The sequence below is a fragment of the Mycobacterium sp. NPDC051804 genome (assembly GCF_044452905.1).
In the GTDB taxonomy this organism is placed as follows: domain Bacteria; phylum Actinomycetota; class Actinomycetes; order Mycobacteriales; family Mycobacteriaceae; genus Mycobacterium.
Genome location: NZ_JBITCD010000002.1, coordinates 1 through 19,590, shown reverse-complemented (window position 1 = coordinate 19,590; position 19,590 = coordinate 1). Strand labels below are relative to the sequence as shown.

Below are 19,590 nucleotides of genomic sequence, written 5' to 3'. Positions count from 1 at the left end.
GCCACGAACGGCGTGCCGTCCGTCGCGAAGGACGACAATAGTCGACCTGAGCAAGACACCACAAATCCCTTGCTCCGTCACCGTTTGTGTCACCTGAGATGGTAGGCCTCACGGGAGATCGAGAGCTCACCGCCGTGTCGCCGAAGGCGTGGTCGGGAGGCGGCGGCTGAGCGACGACTGAAATCGCCGCTGCGTCAAAACACCTGATAGGCGTCGCGTGCGAGGGTGAACCCGTGCCCGGTGCCGGTGTCGCGGCACGTGATGCCCGCCTCTGCGCTTTCACAGCGCAGCAGACCCGCCGTAATCGCGTCGCCGTACGCCAGCACATCTTCGGCACCGAAGGCGGTGTCACCGGCGCACACGAAGGACGCAGTTTCGCCGGGAACGATCTGGATGCCGTGGCCGTAGTCGAACTCGCAGTCCGCGGGACGCGGCGGGGGAGACCAGTCGCGGTCGATGATGTCGCAGCGAGCCAGGTCCACGTCGATCATGCAGCTGACGTTGCCCGTCGGGGAGATGAAGCCGGTGTAGGTAAACACCTCGCGGTCCATCGGTTGTGGTGCGGCCGTCGTCGTCGAGGTGTCGGGCGGGGATTGTGCGGCGGACGCCTGGGTCTCGGCCGACGAGGCGCTCGTCGACGCAGCGTCGGGGGAGTTGGTGCATGCGGACAGGGCGAGGACGGCGACCGAGCCGGCGACCGAGCCGGCGACCGCAAGGATGCCTGGTTGAGCCACGGCGTGACGATAGCCCGGGGCGGACTGCCGAACATGCGAAATGCGAGGGCACCCATCGGGAAACGAATTCGGGTCCGAAGCCGCTACCGTGCTAGTCTTCGACGTCGTTCGACCCTTTGGTCGAGCTCCCCGGTCTCGTAGCTCAGGGGGAGAGCGTCCGCCTCACACGCGGAAGGTCACTGGTTCGATCCCAGTCGGGACCACAAGCATTCCTGCAGCGTGTTCAGTCGCGATTCGCGAAGCCGATGGGAAGTCGCACGCATACGATCGCCGGGTGGGCGAATCGGCGGTCACCGACGACGGGCGCTACATCATCGTCAACGGCCGTCGGTGGCGGGCTACCGATCCGCTGATACCCGAGAGGCGGCGGGCGGAGCTGGTGCAGATTCTGATGGCGTGGCGCCGCGAGGTGCGCCGGACCAAAGGGACCCCGGAGGAGCCGACGGCCCGGGCGGGTGTGCATGCCGCGAAGGTCGCGTTGGGGGAGCGTGGCACGCCGCCATGGTGGGACCAGGATGACGAACACCGCCGCGCGCGTTGGCAGGCCGAAGTGCCGGAGCCGCGTTGATGTCGACTTTCCTGCGCTACCTCAAGCTCCAACTGCAGTCGTTGACGTGCTTGGGTATCGGCCCCTTCTTTCTCGTCATCTACCTCTTCGCAGACAAGCAACAGCCGGCCTGGATGCTGTGGTGGGGGTTGGGCGTGACGGTCCTGAGCGTGTTCCTCGCGTTGTGGGCCACCAAGATTGGCGCCAAGACGATGTTCTCTCGTCGCGACCCCGAAGGTGACTTCGACCAGACTGTGGATGACAGCGACAGCTTCGCCGGTCGGCTCCGCCGCGAAGACCCGCCGAATCCCTACGAAGGATTCCTGCCTCCTTACAACCGCAACTGATTGGCTCGGTAGCGCGACGGCTGTGTCAATGACCGCTATGTTTGGGTCGTTTGCTCGGTCTTGCGCTGACTGGAGAACTGGGGTGAGCGATTAAGCGGTTCGACGGCACTGATTCAGATCTGGTGAGTGGTACCGAGGGCTCTCCCCACGCAGGAGTTCGTCCGGCGCACAAACGATTTCGTACGGATATCGAGGGCTTGCGTGCAATAGCGGTATCCGCCGTCGTGCTGTTTCATGCCGGGGTTCCCGGGCTCGGTGGCGGGTTCGTCGGCGTGGATGTCTTCTTCGTCATCTCAGGCTTTCTGATCACGGGAATGCTCTGGCGGGAAGTGAACACCGTCGGCACCGTCCGGCTGGGCCGGTTCTACGGGGCGCGGGCCCGACGGCTGCTGCCAGCGTCAGCCTTTGTGGGCATCGTGACCATGATCAGCGCGGCTATCCTGTTGCCGCCGCTGCAGGTCGAACCCGTCTTCGAAGACGGCTTGGCCAGCGCCCTGTACGTCAGCAACATATGGTTCACGGCGACGCAGACCGACTACTTCGCCCCCTTCGGTCTGTTGTCGCCGTTCCTGCACTACTGGTCTCTCGCCGTCGAGGAGCAGTTCTATCTCGTGTGGCCGATCCTGATGATCGGTGCGGTATGGCTCCTCCGGCGCCAGCGTCGGCGTGTCGATCTCGAGGCTTCGCAGAAGTTCTATCTGTTGATACTTCTCTTGGTCGTGGTGACGTCCTTCGCGGCGTCGTTCGTGCTCACTTACGCGGAGCCGGTGGCGGCGTTCTTCATGATGCCTACGCGCGCTTGGCAATTGGCGCTCGGCGGGGTGGTGGCACTGACAGCCGACCAGTGGCACCACCTTCCGCCGTTGCTGGCGGCAATCGCGGGATGGGCGGGTCTAGGGGTGATCCTGCTGACCTGTACCTTGCTGGACCCCGACACTCTGTATCCCGGTACCGCCGCATTGTTTCCCACACTCGGCGCGGTGTTGGTGCTCGGCGCGGGCTGTGCGGTACCCGACCGGGGTGTCGGGCGCGTCCTCTCGTTGGCGCCGATGCGCGCGGTGGGACGGATCTCGTACTCCTGGTATCTGTGGCACTGGCCCGTGTTGGTGCTCGCGCCCGTGGCGGTGGGCCATCAGCTGGGGTTGCCCGGCAGATTGATCGCGGTCCTCATCTCCATAGGCCTCGCGGTGCTCACACTGCGGTTCATCGAGAATCCGGTGCGTTTTGCCCCGGCAATTCAAGGCTCACCTGCCCGCAGCCTTGCGCTCGGCGCGGTGGTTACCGCGGTCACGGTCTGTGTGAGCGTGGCGCTGATGATGTTCACGCCTGCTCCGGTGGGCCGCGGGCCGGCGGCCGCGACGTTGACGGTCGAGGTTGCGCCGGTGCCCCCGGGTGGGAACCGTGCGGACTACGACGCCGCAGTGCAGCAGGCGTTCGCGCAGGTGCAGGCCGCCGTCGCTACCTCTGTCGACTCAGAGGCCGTCCCGTCGAACCTCGATCCGCCGCTCGCCGACGTCAAAGCTGAAGAAGAAGACTTCCTCCTCGACGGCTGTATGCGGCTGATTCGCGAGGTCGGACATCCCGAGTGCGTGTCGGGCGATACCGCATCGACGATATCCGTCACCTTGCTCGGCGACTCGAATGCGGCGATGTGGGCCCCGGCGTTTGCGCAGCTAGCCGAGCAACGGCACTGGCGGTTGACAACCCTGACGAAGGCAGGCTGCCCGCTGCTGGACCTGCCGATCATCGAGTCCCTTCTGGGCCGGGAGTACACCGAGTGCGAGCAGTGGCGCGGTCAGATCATCGACCGACTTCGAACCGAACGCCCGCGCCTGATCGTGCTCAGCATCTCCCGCCAGTACGGCGCCGACAGCGGTTACCCGTCCTACAGCCCCGCATGGATCGACCGCCTGACCCGCCTGACGCGGGAGCTTCGCGGCATCGCCGCGCAGGTGCTTGTGCTCGGGCCGATCCCCGATCCGGGCTCAGACGTACCGGTTTGCGTGTCCGCCCATCTCGATGACGCGTTGGCCTGTTCGTCCCCACGATCGACGGCGGTCGACGCCACCGGTATCGCGGCGGAAACCGCCGCCGTTGAAACCGGCGGGGGAGAGTACGCCGACCTCACACACCTGTTCTGCACCGATGCCCGCTGCCCAGCCATCGTGGGCAACACCCTGGTGTACTTGGACGAGAGTCACTTGACGCTGGAATACAGTGGCGTACTCGCACCGGTCATCGGCGCATTGGCTGACCGGGCATTCGCCCACAGCTGACCGGATTTACACGACGGATTGCGTGCGGCTCAGCCGTGCGGCGCCTCGGAGATCTTGGTGTCTTCCTTGCCGAGAGCCTGGCAGTACAACGTGACCGAGGTCTTCGTGGCGGTGATTTCCAGATTCGTCGGATCCTTGCCGCTGCTGTCCTTCAGCATCTTGCTGACTTCGTCGTTCTGCTTCTTTTCGTCCTGGGTGAGGAAGTCTTTGCACTTCGTGTCGCCGCCGGTGTTGACGATTTCGGAAGCCGAGCATCCGCTGACGACGACTGCCGCCGCCGATGCCGCGAGAAGGGGGTAGACAAGTCGATTCATCTGGGGTCCTCTCGGGTAGAACGGGCACCGCCGTTATTCACACAGTTCGCCGAATCGAAACCCGTAGCCGCTCTAACGGTCACAAGATCGTCGGTGCGCCAGACTTCAGTGGCGTCGACGCCACACCATGACTCCCAGCGCGATCGCGCCGATGAGTGCGATCGCGGCGATTGGCACCGTCTGCTTCGGATTGTCCGTGGCGGTATGCCTGAGCGAGTCGGCTTTGTCGACCACCTGTTCCTTGGTCTCTGCCACCTTGTCTTTGGCGCGTGCTTTGACGTCCAGCTTGTCGGCAAGGGCTTCGACGGTCTGTCCGAGTTCATTTCGCGTCTGCTCGACGTCGGCCTCGATGTCGCTGATGCTTGCGTCGGGGCCCGGCTCGGGTCGGTTGGGGTTAGGTGCTGCCATGGCGCGCTTCCTTCACTTCTTCGATGTCGGCTTTCACCGTTTCGACAGTTCGCGGCGCCGCCGGAGTTATTTCTTCCGTCTGACGTCGGCCAATCAGACCGGCGACACCCGCGGCGAGAAACAGCACGACCGCGACCACGATTGCGGCTGCCCACACGGGAAGTACCAGCGACAATGCCGCCACCGCGGCGCCGACCAAGGTCACGAATCCCACAAAGGCCAGTACCCCGGCGATGCTGAACAGGCCGGCGCCGATGCCCGCGTGCTTGGCCGATTGTTGAAACTCCTTCTGCGCCAAACGCAGTTCGTCGCGAACTAGCCGCGATGTCTGCGTCGACAGCTGACTCAATAGCTCACCGATCGACGCATCCGCGGTGGGTTTGGATTCAACAGTCATGGTTCCAGCCCCTAACTCAACGCTTCTCTCCACCAGTGATGCCCGCGTTCGTGGGATTGAAACTCATACCGGCCTTCGGGCGTCCGTGGGACACTTTTCGGGCACAGATCGATTACCGAAGGGTATCGATCCCGGTGATGAAACACCCACTCGCACAGCAACTTCAATGAAAAGTGGCGCCCAACATCACCGTTTGGAAGCCCAGGGTCACCATTTGGATACGGTGCGGTGCGGCGTGTCCCATGGATGTAATTCGCACACATAATTGACGAGGTCGTCCAGCGGCGGCCCTGGTACGGCATGGTCATGCCGCGCCACGTGAACGAGGAATGTCAGAGCGCGAATTAAGGAGTCGATGGGCGATGGCGATCTTTGATCGATTCGACCTCAAAGTATTTGCTGTCGGGGGGTTGTGCGGTGTTGCCATAGCTTTGAGCCCCGGCATTGCTGGAGCTGGAGGCTACGAATGCCTCCAGACGTCCGCCGGTCAGGCTGGCCCGGCTGGCGCGCCCGCGCCCGCATGCGCTCCAGTCACCGAGATGGCGGGCGTTCCAATGGCCCTGCCGGGGCCGCCACTGGCACCGCCGATCGTGCCCCCTCCACTGGTTCCGCCGGTCGTTCCGCCGCCGCTGGTTCCCCCGTTGGTTCCACCGGTGCCTGTTGTTCCGATCGGTGCGCCGCTTGCACCGATTGCGGCGGGTGCCCCACTGGCACCGATCACCACCATGGGTGGCGCAGCTGGCGGTAAGGGTGATTCGACCGGTCCTGCACCAGCCGGGGCGCCGGTCGCCGGTCAGCCGATTGCGCCCGGCCCTAGCGGGCACTGACACAGTTCCTCCGCGACGACCCGTCCTCACCGAGTGGGGGCGGGTCGTTGTCTTTCGTGCTCGCTGGATACGTTGTCGACCAACGACATTGAGTCACCGGATTTACGCCGAGACTGCTAACAGATCGCAGTCGCGCGGGTTTTCGCGATCTCTCCGCAGTCTCGGGCGCATCGCGCGATAACACGAAGAGCTATCGCGGTGCAGCACTCATGGAGTAGATAAGGCGGGCTCGCTGGCCTTCGAGGTAGTAGCCGGACGGCAGCCGCACTGACGGAGCAGCGTTAGCCGGTTACGGTGCGGGGGACTTCGATACTGTTCTCGCGCACGATGATCGGGTCGCCGACGTTGACCGTGTTCCAGTACCACTCGGCGTCCTCGCTGCTGAGCCCGATGCAGCCATGGCTGACGTTCTCGTAGCCCATGGAGTTGACTGCCCACGGAGCGGAGTGCACGAAAAGGCCGCGCTGAGTGAAACGAACCGCGTATTCCACGTCCAACAGGTAGCCGTCGGGGGAATCCACGGGAATGCCGACGCTGCTTGAGTCCATCATCACGTCGCGTTCCTTGCCCAACACGGTATAGGTGCCGACCGGCGTCGGATACTTCTCTCGACCCATCGAGGCGGGGAACACGCCCGGTTCTCCCCACCGGGGCCGGTGGTGGGGCGACGGCAGTTGAGGTGCTTCGACACCGTCGACCGTGACGGTGAACGTGTGGTCCGAGATGTTCGCGACGCCGATGACGGCGGGCCCCGTCGTGAAGTTCGTGGTGGCAAGGCCGCCGCGCATGGACAGCGAAACCGCGCTGTGCGCGGGCCAGAACTGGTCTGGAACCCACTGCACCACAGTATTTTCGAGCCATTCGTACTTGCCGCTCATTGCAGGAACCGACCTGATGTTGAGTGCGCGCTCAGCGGCGCGCCGGTCGGTCACCGGGGTTGCGAATGTCACCACTGCGGGGTGTGCCACACCCACGACCGCACCCTCTGCCGGCAGCACCGAAGTGATAGCGGGACGATACGACTGGCCCGCCGCCGAGCTGGAGGCGGCCGGGCCCGCAACTACGCTCGCAGCCGTCACGATTGCCGCAAGAACACACCGAACAACCCCACGCATGGCTTCCAGTTCCTTCTGAAATTACAACCTTGTCAATTAGAGATCGTAGGGCTGCCAACACGTTTCGACGGCCAAGCGAGCATTCGCAATTCGGTCAAGGGTTCGTCACGCTTAGGCAACGGCGTGCGAATTCGGCAAACAACTCGGTGTTTGATCGCTATGTCGCACAAGAAGTCTCAGGCCTGTTACGGCCCGAGACTGTATTGCGATGTTACCGAGACGCTATTGCGACGCTATTCGGCAGGCGCCGAAGTGTCGGCGACGAGTTCTGTCGCCACCTTGATCAGCGGTACGTTGGAATCCTGCGATAGCTTGCGCAACAGCTCGAATGCCTGCACCGCGTCCACGCCGTAGCGCTCCATGATCTTTCCCTTGGCCTGGCCGATCATGTCGCGGCTGGCCAAGGCGTTCCTGAACTGCTCGTCGCGACGCGCCGAATTCCACGCCACCGAGGAATGTGCGGCGAAGACTAGACCGATGTTCCTCGACTCATCCCCGAACACGTTGGGTTCCTCGGCGTAGACGTTGAGTGCGCCTATCGTCTCGCCGGCGATGAACAACTGGAAGGCCATGATCGTCCGGATCGGCGTCTCGGCCAGCGCGTCCTGCCGATACAGCGGGAAGCGGTCGTCAGTCTCCAGATTGGCAACGTGGATCGTCTTCTCCTCCCATGCCGCGGTAAGGCATGGGCCCTGCAGGTGGCGCTGCTGAATCTTGTCCAGCAGCATCGGGTAAAAGTGCGTCGCGGCCGGCGTCTCGATGTGCTTGCCATTGCGCGTGAGCGTGATGCCGGCGTATTGGGCACCCGGAATCTCCACGGCGGCGTGCTCTGCCAGCTCGGCGATCACGGTATCGGCGTCGGTGTCGGGACGGCCGTGCAAATTCTGAACGAGCTCGGCAATGCGCAGGTGGGTGGCGTCTAGCTCAGTTGGGTTGTTCACCGGTCACCATCCGAATGACTTGATTAGGGCTATACCAGGCTACGCGCGGTGACCGCGCCAGACGACAGACTAACCGGTTGAGCGCTAGAGGGCGTTCAGATAACGCGCAGTGACTATCCGCTGCACCAGCGACGTAACCGGCGATCCCAGCCGGCTCCACCACGTGGCGTGCCGCGAAAACGCCGTCACCACGGCGAACACGTCTTCGGTGGCCGGGTCGTAGCGTACGAGGAACAGCTCCTCGCCGGACTCGGCATGGCCGGGCAACGTGCCATACGCAAACCCGCGACGATCGGGCTCGTCGACGACGTACACCACCCGGCACGGCGCCTGCACCGGGCCGAGATTCACGATCACGTCCGAGCCCACAGCTGCGACGTCCGTCGTCGCCTGAACCTTGACGCCGGCGCCGCGCAGCATGCCCCACCGCATCCCCGCAGCGGCGGCGTCCTCGAAGCGTTGCCGACCCTGGCCGATCACCGCCGTCTTCTGCACGTGGTGGTATCCGGTCGGCAGTGTTCCCGCGGTGGCCCCGACTTCTGAATAGGTCAACGGCAACGCGCCAAGATCGCTCAGTTTCATTGCGGCAGACGCTATCGGGCCCAGGGCCCACGCGTAGCTGGGGTTTAACAATCTCGGCGTACGGTGCGACCCATGACCACCCTCACCATCGGCGGAGACCTCAGCGTGAACCGTCTCGGATTTGGCGCGATGCGCCTGACGGGCAAGGGCGTCTGGGGCCCGCCGACCGACCACGACGAGTGTGTGCGCGTGCTGCGCCGCCTCGTCGAGCTCGGCGTCGACTTCATCGACACCGCCGATTCCTATGGCCCGTACGTGTCCGAGGAGCTGATCAAAGAAGCGTTGCACCCATATCCGGACGGGCTCGTGGTCGCGACCAAGGCCGGCCTGCTGCGCACCGGTCCCGACGCGTGGACACCCCTCGGGTTTCCGGCCTACCTGCGTCAAGAATGCGAGATGAGCCTGCGTCGGCTAGGGGTCGACACCATCGACCTGTTCCAGCTGCACCGCATCGACACGAAGTTCCCCGCTGAGGACCAGGTTGGGGAGCTGGTGAAGCTGCAGCAGGAGGGCAAGATCCGCCACATCGGGCTGTCCGAGGTGGACGTCGACCAGCTCGAGGCTGCCCAGAAGGTCGCGACGATCGTGTCGGTGCAGAACATGTACAACCTCTCGGTCCGCTCCGCGGAACCGGTGTTGGAGGCCTGCGAGTCCCAGGACATCGGATTCATCCCGTGGTTCCCGCTAGCCGCCGGACCGCTGGCCGCGTCCGACGGTCCGCTCCAGCGCATCGCGGCCGACCACGACGCATCGGCGTCGCAACTGGCGCTGGCCTGGCTGCTCAAGCGGTCGCCGGTGATGCTGCCGATTCCCGGCACGTCCAAGGTCGCCCATCTCGAGGAGAACGTCGCGGCCTCGGGTATCGAGTTGTCCGACGACGAGTTCGAGACGCTCAGCAAAGCCGGGTCTGCCGCCTCCTGAGCCAGGCAATACGGTGGTCGTGTGACGACCGAACAAACCTCGGGTGAGCACCCCGGCGGCGGATTCAACCCGCCGGTCCCGACCACCAAGGGTGGACCCGACTACGGCCGGTTCGTCGACGCCGTCCGCACCCTGCAGGATCACACCCGCGCCGCCGACGCGCCCGACGACGTGATCACCGAGGCCGCCGCCCTGGTCGAGAAGGTCACCGAACTGCTTGCGCCGTATTACGCCGACGAGTGGGCCTCCCCGTCGGGACGCCGCATGGACCTGCCGAACCGCGGCAACCTGCTCGCCATCCCGCTGGACCTGCACAAGACGGACGATGGGCGCATCGAGGGCACGGCGAAGTTCCGCCGCTTCCACCTCGGCCGCAACGGCGCGGCGCACGGTGGTGCGGTGGCGCAGCTTTTCGACGGACTGCTGGGATACGCCGCGTTCACCCTCAGCGGCAGTCGCGCTCAGCGCACTGCGTTCCTGCACGTCGACTACCGCAAGATCGCGCTCGTCGAGAAGGAGTTCCAGGTCGACGCCCGTATCGACGACATCGTGGACCGCAAGATTTTCGTGTCGGGCCGGCTGCTCGACGGGGACGACGTGCTCGCTGAATCGCATGCGCTGTTCGTGAAGCTGAAACCGGGCCAACCGTGAAGCAGGACGAACAAGAACGGTCCGGCCGTGCCCGCCGATGGGCCCGCTGGCGTGACAAGCTGCGCGACCGTCCCAAAATCGATTTCGTATACCGGATCGGGGTCGGGATCGTCGGTTTGGCGGTCTTCATCGTGGGCATCGTCGCCATCCCGTACCCGGGGCCTGGCTGGGCGATCCTGTTCATCGGACTGGGCATCCTGGCGACCGAGTTCGACTGGGCGCGACGGCTGCTGGCGTACGCCAAGGAGCGCTACGACAAGGTGATGGAGTGGTTCCACGCACGACATTGGTCCATCCAGGTCCTCGGCGGCATCTTCACGGCGCTGGTGGTCGCGGGAACCCTGTGGCTGCTCGGTGCGGCGGACTGGACTGCTGAACTCTTCGGCTTCGATTGGCCCTGGCTGAACAGTCCTCTTGGCTTGGGGTCTTGAGCCCCCACCCCGATAGCATGGTCGCGTTCGACAACACCTTCGACACCCCCCGACACCCACGACACATTTTGGAGACACCCCGATGAGCGCCCCCGTCAGCCCCGCCCCAGCAGCCCCTATCCGGGTCGCTGCCGGGACCACCGCGGGTGCGGCGGTGCGAGACGCGGACCTGCCGGGTCGCGGCGATCCGGCCGCAGTCGTGGTAGTCCGCGATCCCGAGGGGCGTCTACGCGACCTGTCGTGGACTCCCGACGCCGACGTCGAAGTCATCCCGGTGGCCGCCGACACGGATGATGGCCGCAGCGTCATCCGCCACTCCGCCGCGCACGTGCTGGCGCAGGCCGTGCAGGAGATCTTCCCCGAGGCCAAGCTCGGCATCGGACCGCCCGTGACGGACGGCTTCTACTACGACTTCGACGTACCGCGCGCCTTCACTCCCGAAGATCTCGAAGCGCTCGAGAAGCGCATGCGCCAGATCGTCAAAGAAGGTCAGCTGTTTTCGCGTCGCGTCTACGAGTCCAAAGACCAAGCGCGCGAAGAACTTGCCAACGAGCCGTACAAACTGGAACTCATCGAGGACAAGTCCGGCGATCCCGACGTGATGGAGGTCGGTGGCGACGAGCTGACCGCCTACGACAACCTCAATCCCCGCACCCGCGAACGGGAATGGGGAGATCTGTGCCGGGGTCCGCACATCCCGACGACGCGCTACATCCCGGCGTTCAAGCTCACCCGTAGTTCGGCCGCGTACTGGCGGGGGAATCAGAACAACGCGAGCCTGCAACGGATCTACGGCACGGCCTGGGAGTCGCAGGACGCCCTCGATCGCCACCTCGAATTCATCGAAGAGGCGCAGCGTCGAGATCACCGCAAGCTCGGCGCGGAGCTGGACCTGTTCAGCTTCCCCGACGAAATCGGTTCCGGACTGGCGGTTTTCCACCCCAAGGGCGGCATCATCCGGCGCGAACTCGAGGAATACTCGCGCCGCAAACACATCGAGGCCGGCTACGAATTCGTCAACACTCCGCACATCACCAAGGAACAGCTCTACATCACGTCGGGACACCTGGAGTGGTACGCCGACGGCATGTACCCGCCGATGCACATGGACGCCGAGTTCGACGAGGACGGCACCTTGCGCAAGCCGGGGCAGGACTACTACCTCAAGCCGATGAACTGCCCGATGCACCACCTGATCTTCAGGTCGCGCGGGCGGTCCTATCGCGAACTTCCGTTGCGGCTCTTCGAGTTCGGCTCCGTCTACCGCTACGAGAAGTCCGGTGTGGTGCACGGCCTCACCCGGGTGCGCGGCATGACCCAGGACGACGCGCACATCTACACCACCCGCGAACAGATGCGCGACGAGCTGGCATCGCTGCTGCGGTTCGTGCTCGACTTGTTGGCCGACTACGGCTTGAACGACTTCTACCTCGAGCTCTCGACCAAGGACCCCGAGAAGTACGTCGGCTCCGACGAAGACTGGGACGAGGCCACCGACACGCTGCGTGAGGTCGCCGAGGCCTCCGGTCTGCACCTGGTGCCCGATCCCGGTGGTGCGGCGTTCTACGGCCCGAAGATCTCCGTTCAGGTCAAGGACGCGCTGGGCCGTAGCTGGCAGATGTCGACCATCCAGCTCGACTTCAACATGCCCGACCGCTTCGAGCTGGAGTACACCGCCGCCGACGGCACCCGCAAGCGCCCTGTGCTGATCCACCGTGCACTGTTCGGGTCGATCGAGCGGTTCTTCGGCGTGCTCACCGAGCATTACGCCGGTGCGTTCCCGGCATGGCTGGCTCCGGTGCAGGTGGTCGGCATCCCCGTCGCCGATGATCACATTCCATACCTCAACGGCCTCGCCAATCAGATGAAGATGGCCGGCATCCGGGCCGAGGTCGACGCCAGCGACGACCGGATGGCCAAGAAAATCGTGAACCACACGAACCAGAAGGTGCCGTTCATGCTCGTGGCCGGTGATCGTGACATCGAAGCCGACGCGGTCAGTTTCCGCTTCGGTGACCGCACCCAGATCAACGGCGTGCCACGTGACGAAGCGGTGGCGGCCATCGCCAAGTGGATCGAGAGTCGGGAAAACGCCGTTCCGACAGCTGAACTGGTCAAGGTGGACGCTCAGCCGTGACACCTGAGGAGCGTCTGCACGAAGAGCGGGACGACGAGCACAGCATCGTCGACCACGGCGTCGGCGAGCCCGATCATCTGCAACGGCTGTGGACCCCGCACCGGATGACCTACATCGCCGAGTCACCGTTTCGGCGGAACAGTTCCGAGCCGTCCGAGCCGTTCACCGACATCCCGAAGATGGCCGACGAGGACGGTCTGATGGTGGCACGCGGCGAGTTGGTCTACGTCGTGCTGAATCTGTACCCGTACAACCCGGGACATCTCATGGTTGTCCCGTATCGCCGGGTGTCTGAACTCGAAGACCTCACCGATGCAGAGAGCGCCGAGCTGATGTCGTTCACCCAGAAGGCGATTCGTGTCATCAAGAGTGTGTCCAGCCCGATGGGATTCAACGTCGGGCTGAACCTCGGCAAGGTGTCGGGCGGGTCACTGGCCGAGCATCTGCACATGCATGTCGTGCCGCGCTGGATCGGGGACGCGAACTTCATCACCATCATCGGCGGAGTGAAGGTCGTTCCTCAGCTGCTGAGCGAGACGCGTGACCTGCTGGCGACAGAGTGGGCGAAACAGTAGTGAGCAATCTGTACCTGATGACGCGTGCGGCGTACGAGAAGCTCTCTCGGCCCACCGCCAAAGCTGCGCTACGGATGGGGCTCACACCCGACAGCATCACCATCCTTGGCACCGCGGGCACCGTGGTCGGCGCGCTCACGCTGTTTCCCATCGGCCAGCTGTGGTGGGGCGGCTTCACCGTCTGGATCTTCGTCCTCGCCGACATGCTCGACGGCGCCATGGCCCGTCAGCTCGGCGGTGGCACACGGTTCGGCGCGGTCCTCGACGCCACCTGCGATCGGATCGGCGACGGAGCGATCTTCTGCGGACTGCTGTGGTGGGCTGCATTCGGTATGCAGAGCACGTCGCTCGTGGTCGCCACGTTGATCTGCCTGGTGACGTCGCAGGTGATCTCGTACATCAAGGCCCGCGCCGAGGCCAGCGGGCTGTCCGCCGAGGGCGGCATGATCGAGCGGCCCGAACGGCTGATCATCGTGTTGCTTGGAGCGGGGCTCTCGGGCCTGTTCGGCATTCCGTGGCTCTTGCATGTGGCGATGTGGCTGCTCGCGGTGCTCAGCCTCGTCACCCTCGGTCAGCGCGTGCACAGTGTGCGGACTTCACCCGGGGCGATGGACCGGCTGACGAAGCCCGATAGCACCGGCGAAGAACCGGAGACCACGGGACACCAGCCGGCCGGTGGGCCGGGGGACGAGTCATGACGGCACCCCTGCGGGATCTGACGTCGGGCGACTCGCTGAGCGGCAGGTTCGCCGACTGGGGATACGCCGCGGGCTGGCGAGTTGTCCGTGCGATGCCAGAAGTTCTGGCGCGCAACGCCTTCGGCGCCGGTGCGCACTACGCCGCGCGCGGTGGGGGACCCGAGCAGTTACGCAAGAACCTGGCCCGCGTGCTCGGTGTCCCGCCCGAGCGTGTGCCCGACGGGCTCATGCGTGCCTCGCTTGCCTCCTATGCGCGGTACTGGCGGGAGGCGTTCCGGCTGCCCACGATGGACCTCGAGAAGGTCGGACAGCGTTTCGACGAAATAAGCATCGGGACCCACCGGCCGCAGGCGGCGATGGACGCCGGCCGTGGCGGAATCATCGCGCTACCGCACAGCGGCAACTGGGATATGGCCGGGGTGTGGCTCATCTACAAGCACGGCACGTTCTCCACGGTGGCCGAGCGGCTGAAGCCGGAATCGTTGTACAACCGCTTCATCGCGTATCGGGAAAGCCTCGGGTTCGAGGTGTTCCCGGCATCCGGTGGTGAGCGTCCGCCGTTCGAGCTGCTCACCGAGCGGTTACGCGAGAACAAGATGGTTTGCCTGATGTCCGACCGCGACCTCACCCGGTCTGGCGTAGAGGTCGACTTCTTCGGCGAACGGACTCGCCTGCCCGCAGGGCCGGCCAAGTTGGCGATCACCACCGGCGCCCATCTCATTCCGGCGCACGTCTACTACCAAGGCGACGACTGCATCATCGACCTTCAGGAGCCGCTCGACACTAGCTCTGGCGACGTCACCGCCGTCACGCAGGCGTTGGCGAACCGGTTCGCGCGCAACATCGCCGCGCATCCTGCCGACTGGCACATGATGCAGCCGCAGTGGCTGGCCGACCTGTCCGAGGAGCGGCGCGCCAAACTCGAGGTCACCTGATGCGCATCGGCATGGTCTGCCCCTACTCGTTCGACGTGCACGGTGGGGTGCAGTCCCACGTGCTGCAGCTGGCCGAGGTCATGCACGACCGTGGTCACGTCGTCAGCGTGCTGGCGCCCACGTCCTCGGAAGCACACGGTTCACTGCCCGACTACGTGGTGTCGGGCGGTAAGGCGGTGCCGATCCCGTACAACGGATCGGTGGCGCGGCTGCGGTTCGGTCCCGCCACGCACCGCATGGTCAAGAAGTGGCTCGCGCAGGGCGAATTTGATGTGTTGCACCTGCACGAGCCCAACGCGCCAAGCCTGTCGATGCTGGCGCTGAACATCGCCGAGGGTCCGATCGTCGCAACCTTTCACACCTCGACCACCAAGTCGTTGACGCTCAGCGTGTTCGAACCGATCCTGCGACCGATGCACGAGAAGATCGTCGGCCGCATCGCCGTGTCGGACCTGGCGCGGCGTTGGCAGATGGAAGCACTCGGCAGTGACGCCGTCGAAATACCGAACGGGGTCGACGTCGGCGCGTTCGCGTCGGCGCCGCCGATGGACGGTTATCCGCGCGCGGGCAAGTCGGTCCTGTTCCTGGGGCGGTACGACGAACCCCGCAAAGGCATGTCCGTGCTGCTGCGCGCCCTGCCGCGCCTCGTCAAGCGGTTCAGCGACATCGAGGTCCTGATCGTCGGCCGTGGCGATGAAGAGGAACTGCGCCGCTCCGCCGGAAAGCTCGCGAAGCATCTGCGGTTTCTCGGCCAGGTCGACGACGCCGCGAAAGCGTCGGCGTTGCGCAGTGCCGACGTGTACTGCGCGCCCAACACCGGCGGTGAGAGCTTCGGCATCGTGCTCGTCGAGGCGATGGCCGCCGGCAGCCCGGTGGTCGCCAGCGACCTCGACGCGTTCCGCCGGGTGTTGGTGGACGGCACCGCGGGACGGCTGGTACCCGTCGACGACCCGTCGGGGCTTGCCGACGGCCTGATCGAGGTGCTCGAGGACGATGCTGTCCGGGCGCGTTTCGTCGAAACGGGGGCCAAGGCCGTCCGACGCTACGACTGGTCGGTGGTGGCCGGCCAGATCATGCGCGTCTACGAGACGGTTGCGGGCTCGGGAACGAAGGTGCGGGTCGCTGGCACGGCTGACCGCCGTCGGCGTGTTTCGAGTAGGGCCGGGGGATCTGAGTGACCACCTGGATCCTCGTGATCGCCCTCGGACTGCTCCTCGTAGCGCTGCTGCTGGTTGGGGTGTGGGCATTCCAGACCGCCAACCGGCTGGACCGCTTGCACGTGCGTTACGACCTGTCGTGGCAGGCCCTCGACGGCGCGCTGGCCCGCCGGGCTGTAGTGGCGCGGGCGGTGGCGGTCGATTCGTACGGGGGCGCGCCCGCGGGTAAGCGGCTGGCGGCGCTGGCGGACGCGGCCGAACGGGCCCCGCGGCGGCGGCGCGAGGCTGCCGAGAACGAACTGTCGGCAGCGCTGGCGATGGTCGAGCCGTCGTCGCTGCCGCTCGCCCTGGTCGCCGAGCTTGCCGATGCCGAGGCGCGGGTGCTGTTGGCCCGCCGATTTCACAACGATGCCGTCCGCGACACCCTGGCCTTGCGCGAGCGGCCGGCGGTGAGGCTACTGCGGCTCGGCGGAACTGCTGCGTTACCAACCTATTTCGAGATCGCCGAGCGCGCGCTTGGCGCTGCGACGACGTCAGACGAGATGGCTCCGGCGGCCAGCGAGCGGGTCTCGGCACGCGTTGTATTGCTCGACCGCGATGGAGCGGTGCTGCTGTTCCGCGGATCCGATCCCGCTGTCGCCGACGCCCCGATCTGGTGGTTCACGGTCGGCGGCGCCGTCGAGCCGGGGGAGGCGCTCGCGGATGCCGCCGCGCGGGAGATCGCCGAGGAAACGGGCCTGCGGGTCAGCTCCGCCGATCTGATCGGACCGGTGTGGCGCCGGGGTGCGGTCTTTGAGTTCAACGGTGTGCTCATCCGCAGCGAGGAGAGGTTTTTCGTCTACCGGACCGACCGGTTCGAACCGTCGACGAGCGGGCATAACGACCTCGAGCGGCGCACGATTCATGGCCACCGGTGGTGCGATGAGACAATGATCGCCGAGCTGGTCGCGATGGGAGAGACCGTTTATCCGTTGCAGTTGGGCGAGCTTCTCGGCGAGGCGACGAGCCTGGCCGATCACCCGGTTGAGATGGCGCAACGGCAGTTGCAATCGATCCGCTGATCTGCGGATTCAATGGATTTGCGACCACCCTTAGACTGGATTTAGTAGCAATTCGGAGGAGATAGCGTGGATACCGCACCTAAGAACGGGTCGGTGACCCAGACCGGAACCGCCCGGGTCAAGCGCGGCATGGCAGAGATGCTCAAGGGTGGCGTCATCATGGACGTCGTCACGCCCGAGCAGGCCCGGATAGCCGAGGGAGCCGGCGCCGTGGCCGTCATGGCGCTCGAGCGGGTACCCGCTGACATTCGCGCCCAGGGTGGCGTCGCGCGGATGAGCGATCCCGATCTCATCGAGGGGATCATCGAAGCGGTCACGATCCCGGTGATGGCGAAGGTGCGCATCGGGCATTTCGTCGAGGCGCAGATCCTGCAAAGCCTGGGCGTCGACTACATCGACGAATCCGAGGTGCTCACCCCTGCGGACTACACCCACCACGTTGACAAGTGGAAGTTCACCGTGCCGTTCGTGTGCGGTGCGACGAATCTGGGTGAAGCATTGCGCCGCATCACCGAGGGCGCGGCGATGATCCGCTCCAAGGGTGAGGCAGGAACCGGCGACGTGTCCAACGCGACGACCCACATGCGGTCGATCGGCGGTGAGATCCGTCGTCTCACTTCACTGTCCGAGGACGAGTTATTCGTCGCCGCAAAGGAATTGCAGGCTCCCTATGATCTCGTCGTCGAGGTGGCGCGGGCTGGCAAGCTGCCGGTCACGTTGTTCACCGCGGGCGGCATCGCCACCCCGGCCGATGCGGCGATGATGATGCAGCTTGGCGCCGAGGGCGTTTTCGTGGGATCGGGCATCTTCAAGTCCGGCGATCCGGCCGGCCGCGCCGCGGCGATCGTCAAGGCCACCACTTTCTACGACGACCCGGACGTGCTGGCGAAGGTGTCGCGCGGGCTGGGCGAAGCCATGGTCGGTATCAACGTGGAGGATGTCGCGGCCCCGCACCGGCTCGCCGAACGCGGCTGGTAGAGATCTAACGTATGTCGATCGAACAGATCCTTGATCTCGAGCAGCTCGAGGTCAACATCTATCGCGGCACCATGTGGAGCCCCGAGTCGGGATTTCTGCAGCGGACGTTCGGTGGCCATGTCGCCGGCCAGTCGCTGGTGTCGGCCGTCCGCACGGTCAACCCCGAGTTCCAGGTGCATTCGTTGCACGGTTATTTCCTGCGGCCCGGAGATGCGACGGCGCCGACGGTGTACATCGTCGAGCGGTTGCGCGATGGCGGCTCCTTCGTGACGCGTCGGGTCAACGCGATTCAGCACGGCGAAACCATCTTTTCGATGTCGGCGTCGTTTCAGGCCGACCAGAGCGGCATCGAGCATCAGGACGCGGTGCCCATGGCGGCGCCGCCTGACGATCTGCCCGCCCTGTCGGACATCAAGGCGTTCGACGATGCGGGGTTCAAGCAGTTCGCCGAGTGGGACGTGCGCATCGTGCCGAAGGAGATGCTGACGCGACTGCCCGGCAAGGCGTCGCAGCAGCAGGTGTGGTTCCGCCACCGCGATCCGCTGCCCAACGACTACGTGTTGCATATCTGCGCACTGGCTTACATGAGCGACCTCACGCTGCTCGGCTCGGCGCAGGTGAATCACGCCGACGAGCGGGGGCATCTGATGGTCGCGTCGCTCGACCACGCGATGTGGTTCATGCGGCAGTTCCGGGCCGACGAATGGCTGCTGTACGACCAGTCGTCGCCGTCCGCGTCGGGTGGCCGCTCGCTGTGTCAGGGCAAGATTTTCAACCAAGACGGTGAGATGGTGGCGGCGGTGATGCAGGAGGGTCTCACCCGCTACAAGCGTGACTTCACGCCGTGAGCGCCCCCCACGTCGGCGTCCTGGCGCTTCAAGGCGACACTCGTGAGCATCTTGCGGCGTTGCGTGAGGCGGGCGCCGAGGCGTCGACGGTGCGACGGCTGCGGGAACTCGAAACGGTTGACGCGCTCGTGATCCCGGGCGGGGAGTCGACCACGATGAGCCATCTTCTGCGGGAGTTCGAGTTGCTCGAACCGTTGCGCGCCAGGCTGGCCGACGGGATGCCCGCTTACGGGTCGTGCGCGGGCATGATTCTGCTCGCGACCGAAATCCTGGATGCCGGCACCGCCGGTCGCGATGCCACACCGCTCAAGGCGATCGATATGACGGTGCGGCGCAATGCCTTTGGCCGTCAGGTGGATTCGTTCGAGGACGATATCGAATTCACCGGTCTCGACAAGCCCGTGCACGCCGTCTTCATTCGGGCGCCGTGGGTCGAACGCGTCGGTCCGGATGTCGAGGTGCTGGGGAAGGCCGCCGGCCATATCGTCGCGGTGCGTCAGGGCAAGATGCTCGCGACGTCGTTTCACCCCGAGATGACCGGCGACCGCCGCATCCACAAACTCTTCGTCGACCTTCTCTGAGCGATTTGTGCACGGTCAGGAGCGCTCAGCGCTCTGTGGTGTCTCGGGACATCGCTGACACTTATGTCTCGGGACATCGCTGACACTTATGGTGCCGGTTTGGGCTCGCGGGTGCGGTATGTCCGCGTG

The 19,590-nt window shown here is 65.1% G+C and carries 23 protein-coding genes and 1 tRNA gene; 17 read left to right on the top strand and 7 right to left on the bottom strand.

The window, feature by feature from the left end; genetic code table 11:
* Positions 1 to 194: 194 nt before the first annotated feature.
* On the bottom strand, positions 195 to 734 hold the full coding sequence (locus ACIA48_RS05725; protein WP_396728599.1) for a DUF6636 domain-containing protein: 540 nt from the start codon (positions 732 to 734) through the stop codon (positions 195 to 197).
* A gap of 131 nt (positions 735 to 865) precedes the next feature.
* Between ACIA48_RS05725 and ACIA48_RS05720 the strand changes: the two genes are divergently transcribed.
* The 4 genes from ACIA48_RS05720 to ACIA48_RS05705 all read left to right on the top strand — a co-directional run bounded on the left by ACIA48_RS05720 (position 866) and on the right by ACIA48_RS05705 (position 3,904).
* Positions 866 to 937 (top strand) — tRNA-Val (locus ACIA48_RS05720).
* Between the two features lie 71 nt (positions 938 to 1,008).
* On the top strand, positions 1,009 to 1,302 hold the full coding sequence (locus tag ACIA48_RS05715; RefSeq protein WP_396728597.1) for a hypothetical protein: 294 nt from the start codon (positions 1,009 to 1,011) through the stop codon (positions 1,300 to 1,302).
* Positions 1,302 to 1,628, top strand: coding sequence for a hypothetical protein (locus tag ACIA48_RS05710; RefSeq protein ID WP_396728595.1), 327 nt, complete (start codon positions 1,302 to 1,304; stop codon positions 1,626 to 1,628). The genes ACIA48_RS05715 and ACIA48_RS05710 overlap by 1 nt, the downstream gene beginning before the upstream one ends.
* A 122-nt stretch (positions 1,629 to 1,750) precedes the next feature.
* On the top strand, positions 1,751 to 3,904 hold the full coding sequence (locus ACIA48_RS05705) for an acyltransferase family protein (RefSeq protein ID WP_396728593.1): 2,154 nt from the start codon (positions 1,751 to 1,753) through the stop codon (positions 3,902 to 3,904).
* Positions 3,905 to 3,933: 29 nt separating this feature from the next.
* Here the strand turns inward: ACIA48_RS05705 and ACIA48_RS05700 are convergent, their stop codons facing one another.
* The 3 genes from ACIA48_RS05700 to ACIA48_RS05690 form a co-directional block, all read right to left on the bottom strand.
* Positions 3,934 to 4,218 carry a hypothetical protein gene (locus ACIA48_RS05700; protein WP_396728591.1) on the bottom strand — a complete coding sequence of 95 codons (285 nt, stop codon included), beginning with the start codon at positions 4,216 to 4,218 and terminating at the stop codon, positions 3,934 to 3,936.
* Positions 4,219 to 4,323: 105 nt separating this feature from the next.
* A complete protein-coding gene (locus tag ACIA48_RS05695) occupies positions 4,324 to 4,626 on the bottom strand; it encodes a DUF3618 domain-containing protein (protein ID WP_396728589.1) in 303 nt (100 codons plus the stop codon).
* Entirely contained in the window at positions 4,613 to 5,023 is a 411-nt protein-coding gene (locus ACIA48_RS05690; protein ID WP_396728587.1) for a phage holin family protein, read from the bottom strand. The genes ACIA48_RS05695 and ACIA48_RS05690 overlap by 14 nt, the downstream gene beginning before the upstream one ends.
* A 362-nt stretch (positions 5,024 to 5,385) precedes the next feature.
* Between ACIA48_RS05690 and ACIA48_RS05685 the strand changes: the two genes are divergently transcribed.
* Positions 5,386 to 5,850 carry a hypothetical protein gene (locus ACIA48_RS05685; protein WP_396728585.1) on the top strand — a complete coding sequence of 155 codons (465 nt, stop codon included), beginning with the start codon at positions 5,386 to 5,388 and terminating at the stop codon, positions 5,848 to 5,850.
* Positions 5,851 to 6,131: 281 nt separating this feature from the next.
* Here the strand turns inward: ACIA48_RS05685 and ACIA48_RS05680 are convergent, their stop codons facing one another.
* The 3 genes from ACIA48_RS05680 to ACIA48_RS05670 all read right to left on the bottom strand — a co-directional run bounded on the left by ACIA48_RS05680 (position 6,132) and on the right by ACIA48_RS05670 (position 8,488).
* Positions 6,132 to 6,965, bottom strand: coding sequence for a L,D-transpeptidase family protein (locus ACIA48_RS05680; RefSeq protein ID WP_396728583.1), 834 nt, complete (start codon positions 6,963 to 6,965; stop codon positions 6,132 to 6,134).
* A gap of 233 nt (positions 6,966 to 7,198) precedes the next feature.
* Complete coding sequence (locus ACIA48_RS05675) at positions 7,199 to 7,906, bottom strand: GAF and ANTAR domain-containing protein (RefSeq protein ID WP_396728581.1); 708 nt, start codon at positions 7,904 to 7,906, stop codon at positions 7,199 to 7,201.
* Between the two features lie 84 nt (positions 7,907 to 7,990).
* Complete coding sequence (locus ACIA48_RS05670) at positions 7,991 to 8,488, bottom strand: DUF1990 domain-containing protein (protein ID WP_396728579.1); 498 nt, start codon at positions 8,486 to 8,488, stop codon at positions 7,991 to 7,993.
* Between the two features lie 72 nt (positions 8,489 to 8,560).
* On the opposite strand from ACIA48_RS05670, the gene ACIA48_RS05665 reads away from it, so the two are divergent.
* From ACIA48_RS05665 to pdxT, 12 genes are all read left to right on the top strand, one after another.
* The gene (locus tag ACIA48_RS05665; protein WP_396728577.1) at positions 8,561 to 9,409 is read left to right on the top strand and encodes an aldo/keto reductase; all 849 of its coding nucleotides are present in this window, start codon (positions 8,561 to 8,563) and stop codon (positions 9,407 to 9,409) included.
* 21 nt (positions 9,410 to 9,430) lie between these two features.
* Entirely contained in the window at positions 9,431 to 10,060 is a 630-nt protein-coding gene (locus ACIA48_RS05660) for a PaaI family thioesterase (RefSeq protein WP_396728575.1), read from the top strand.
* Positions 10,057 to 10,491, top strand: a complete 435-nt coding sequence (locus ACIA48_RS05655; RefSeq protein ID WP_396728573.1) for a TIGR02611 family protein — start codon at positions 10,057 to 10,059, stop codon at positions 10,489 to 10,491. The genes ACIA48_RS05660 and ACIA48_RS05655 overlap by 4 nt, the downstream gene beginning before the upstream one ends.
* Before the next feature lie 82 nt (positions 10,492 to 10,573).
* Positions 10,574 to 12,628: a threonine--tRNA ligase gene (gene thrS, locus ACIA48_RS05650; RefSeq protein WP_396728571.1), complete on the top strand. Its 2,055-nt coding sequence runs from the start codon at positions 10,574 to 10,576 to the stop codon at positions 12,626 to 12,628.
* 14 nt (positions 12,629 to 12,642) lie between these two features.
* Positions 12,643 to 13,203, top strand: coding sequence for an HIT family protein (locus ACIA48_RS05645; protein WP_396730631.1), 561 nt, complete (start codon positions 12,643 to 12,645; stop codon positions 13,201 to 13,203).
* Positions 13,203 to 13,901: a phosphatidylinositol phosphate synthase gene (gene pgsA / locus ACIA48_RS05640; protein ID WP_396728569.1), complete on the top strand. Its 699-nt coding sequence runs from the start codon at positions 13,203 to 13,205 to the stop codon at positions 13,899 to 13,901. The genes ACIA48_RS05645 and pgsA overlap by 1 nt, the downstream gene beginning before the upstream one ends.
* Entirely contained in the window at positions 13,898 to 14,836 is a 939-nt protein-coding gene (locus tag ACIA48_RS05635) for a phosphatidylinositol mannoside acyltransferase (RefSeq protein ID WP_396728567.1), read from the top strand. The genes pgsA and ACIA48_RS05635 overlap by 4 nt, the downstream gene beginning before the upstream one ends.
* Positions 14,836 to 16,014: a glycosyltransferase family 4 protein gene (locus tag ACIA48_RS05630; RefSeq protein WP_396728565.1), complete on the top strand. Its 1,179-nt coding sequence runs from the start codon at positions 14,836 to 14,838 to the stop codon at positions 16,012 to 16,014. Before ACIA48_RS05635 ends, ACIA48_RS05630 begins: the two co-directional genes overlap by 1 nt.
* Positions 16,011 to 17,054, top strand: a complete 1,044-nt coding sequence (locus ACIA48_RS05625) for an NUDIX hydrolase (RefSeq protein WP_396728563.1) — start codon at positions 16,011 to 16,013, stop codon at positions 17,052 to 17,054. Before ACIA48_RS05630 ends, ACIA48_RS05625 begins: the two co-directional genes overlap by 4 nt.
* 66 nt (positions 17,055 to 17,120) lie before the next feature.
* Positions 17,121 to 18,032, top strand: a complete 912-nt coding sequence (gene pdxS, locus ACIA48_RS05620; protein ID WP_396728561.1) for a pyridoxal 5'-phosphate synthase lyase subunit PdxS — start codon at positions 17,121 to 17,123, stop codon at positions 18,030 to 18,032.
* 11 nt (positions 18,033 to 18,043) lie between these two features.
* On the top strand, positions 18,044 to 18,880 hold the full coding sequence (gene tesB / locus ACIA48_RS05615; protein ID WP_396728559.1) for an acyl-CoA thioesterase II: 837 nt from the start codon (positions 18,044 to 18,046) through the stop codon (positions 18,878 to 18,880).
* Positions 18,877 to 19,461 carry a pyridoxal 5'-phosphate synthase glutaminase subunit PdxT gene (gene pdxT, locus ACIA48_RS05610; RefSeq protein ID WP_396728557.1) on the top strand — a complete coding sequence of 195 codons (585 nt, stop codon included), beginning with the start codon at positions 18,877 to 18,879 and terminating at the stop codon, positions 19,459 to 19,461. The genes tesB and pdxT overlap by 4 nt, the downstream gene beginning before the upstream one ends.
* Positions 19,462 to 19,590 lie beyond the last annotated feature (129 nt).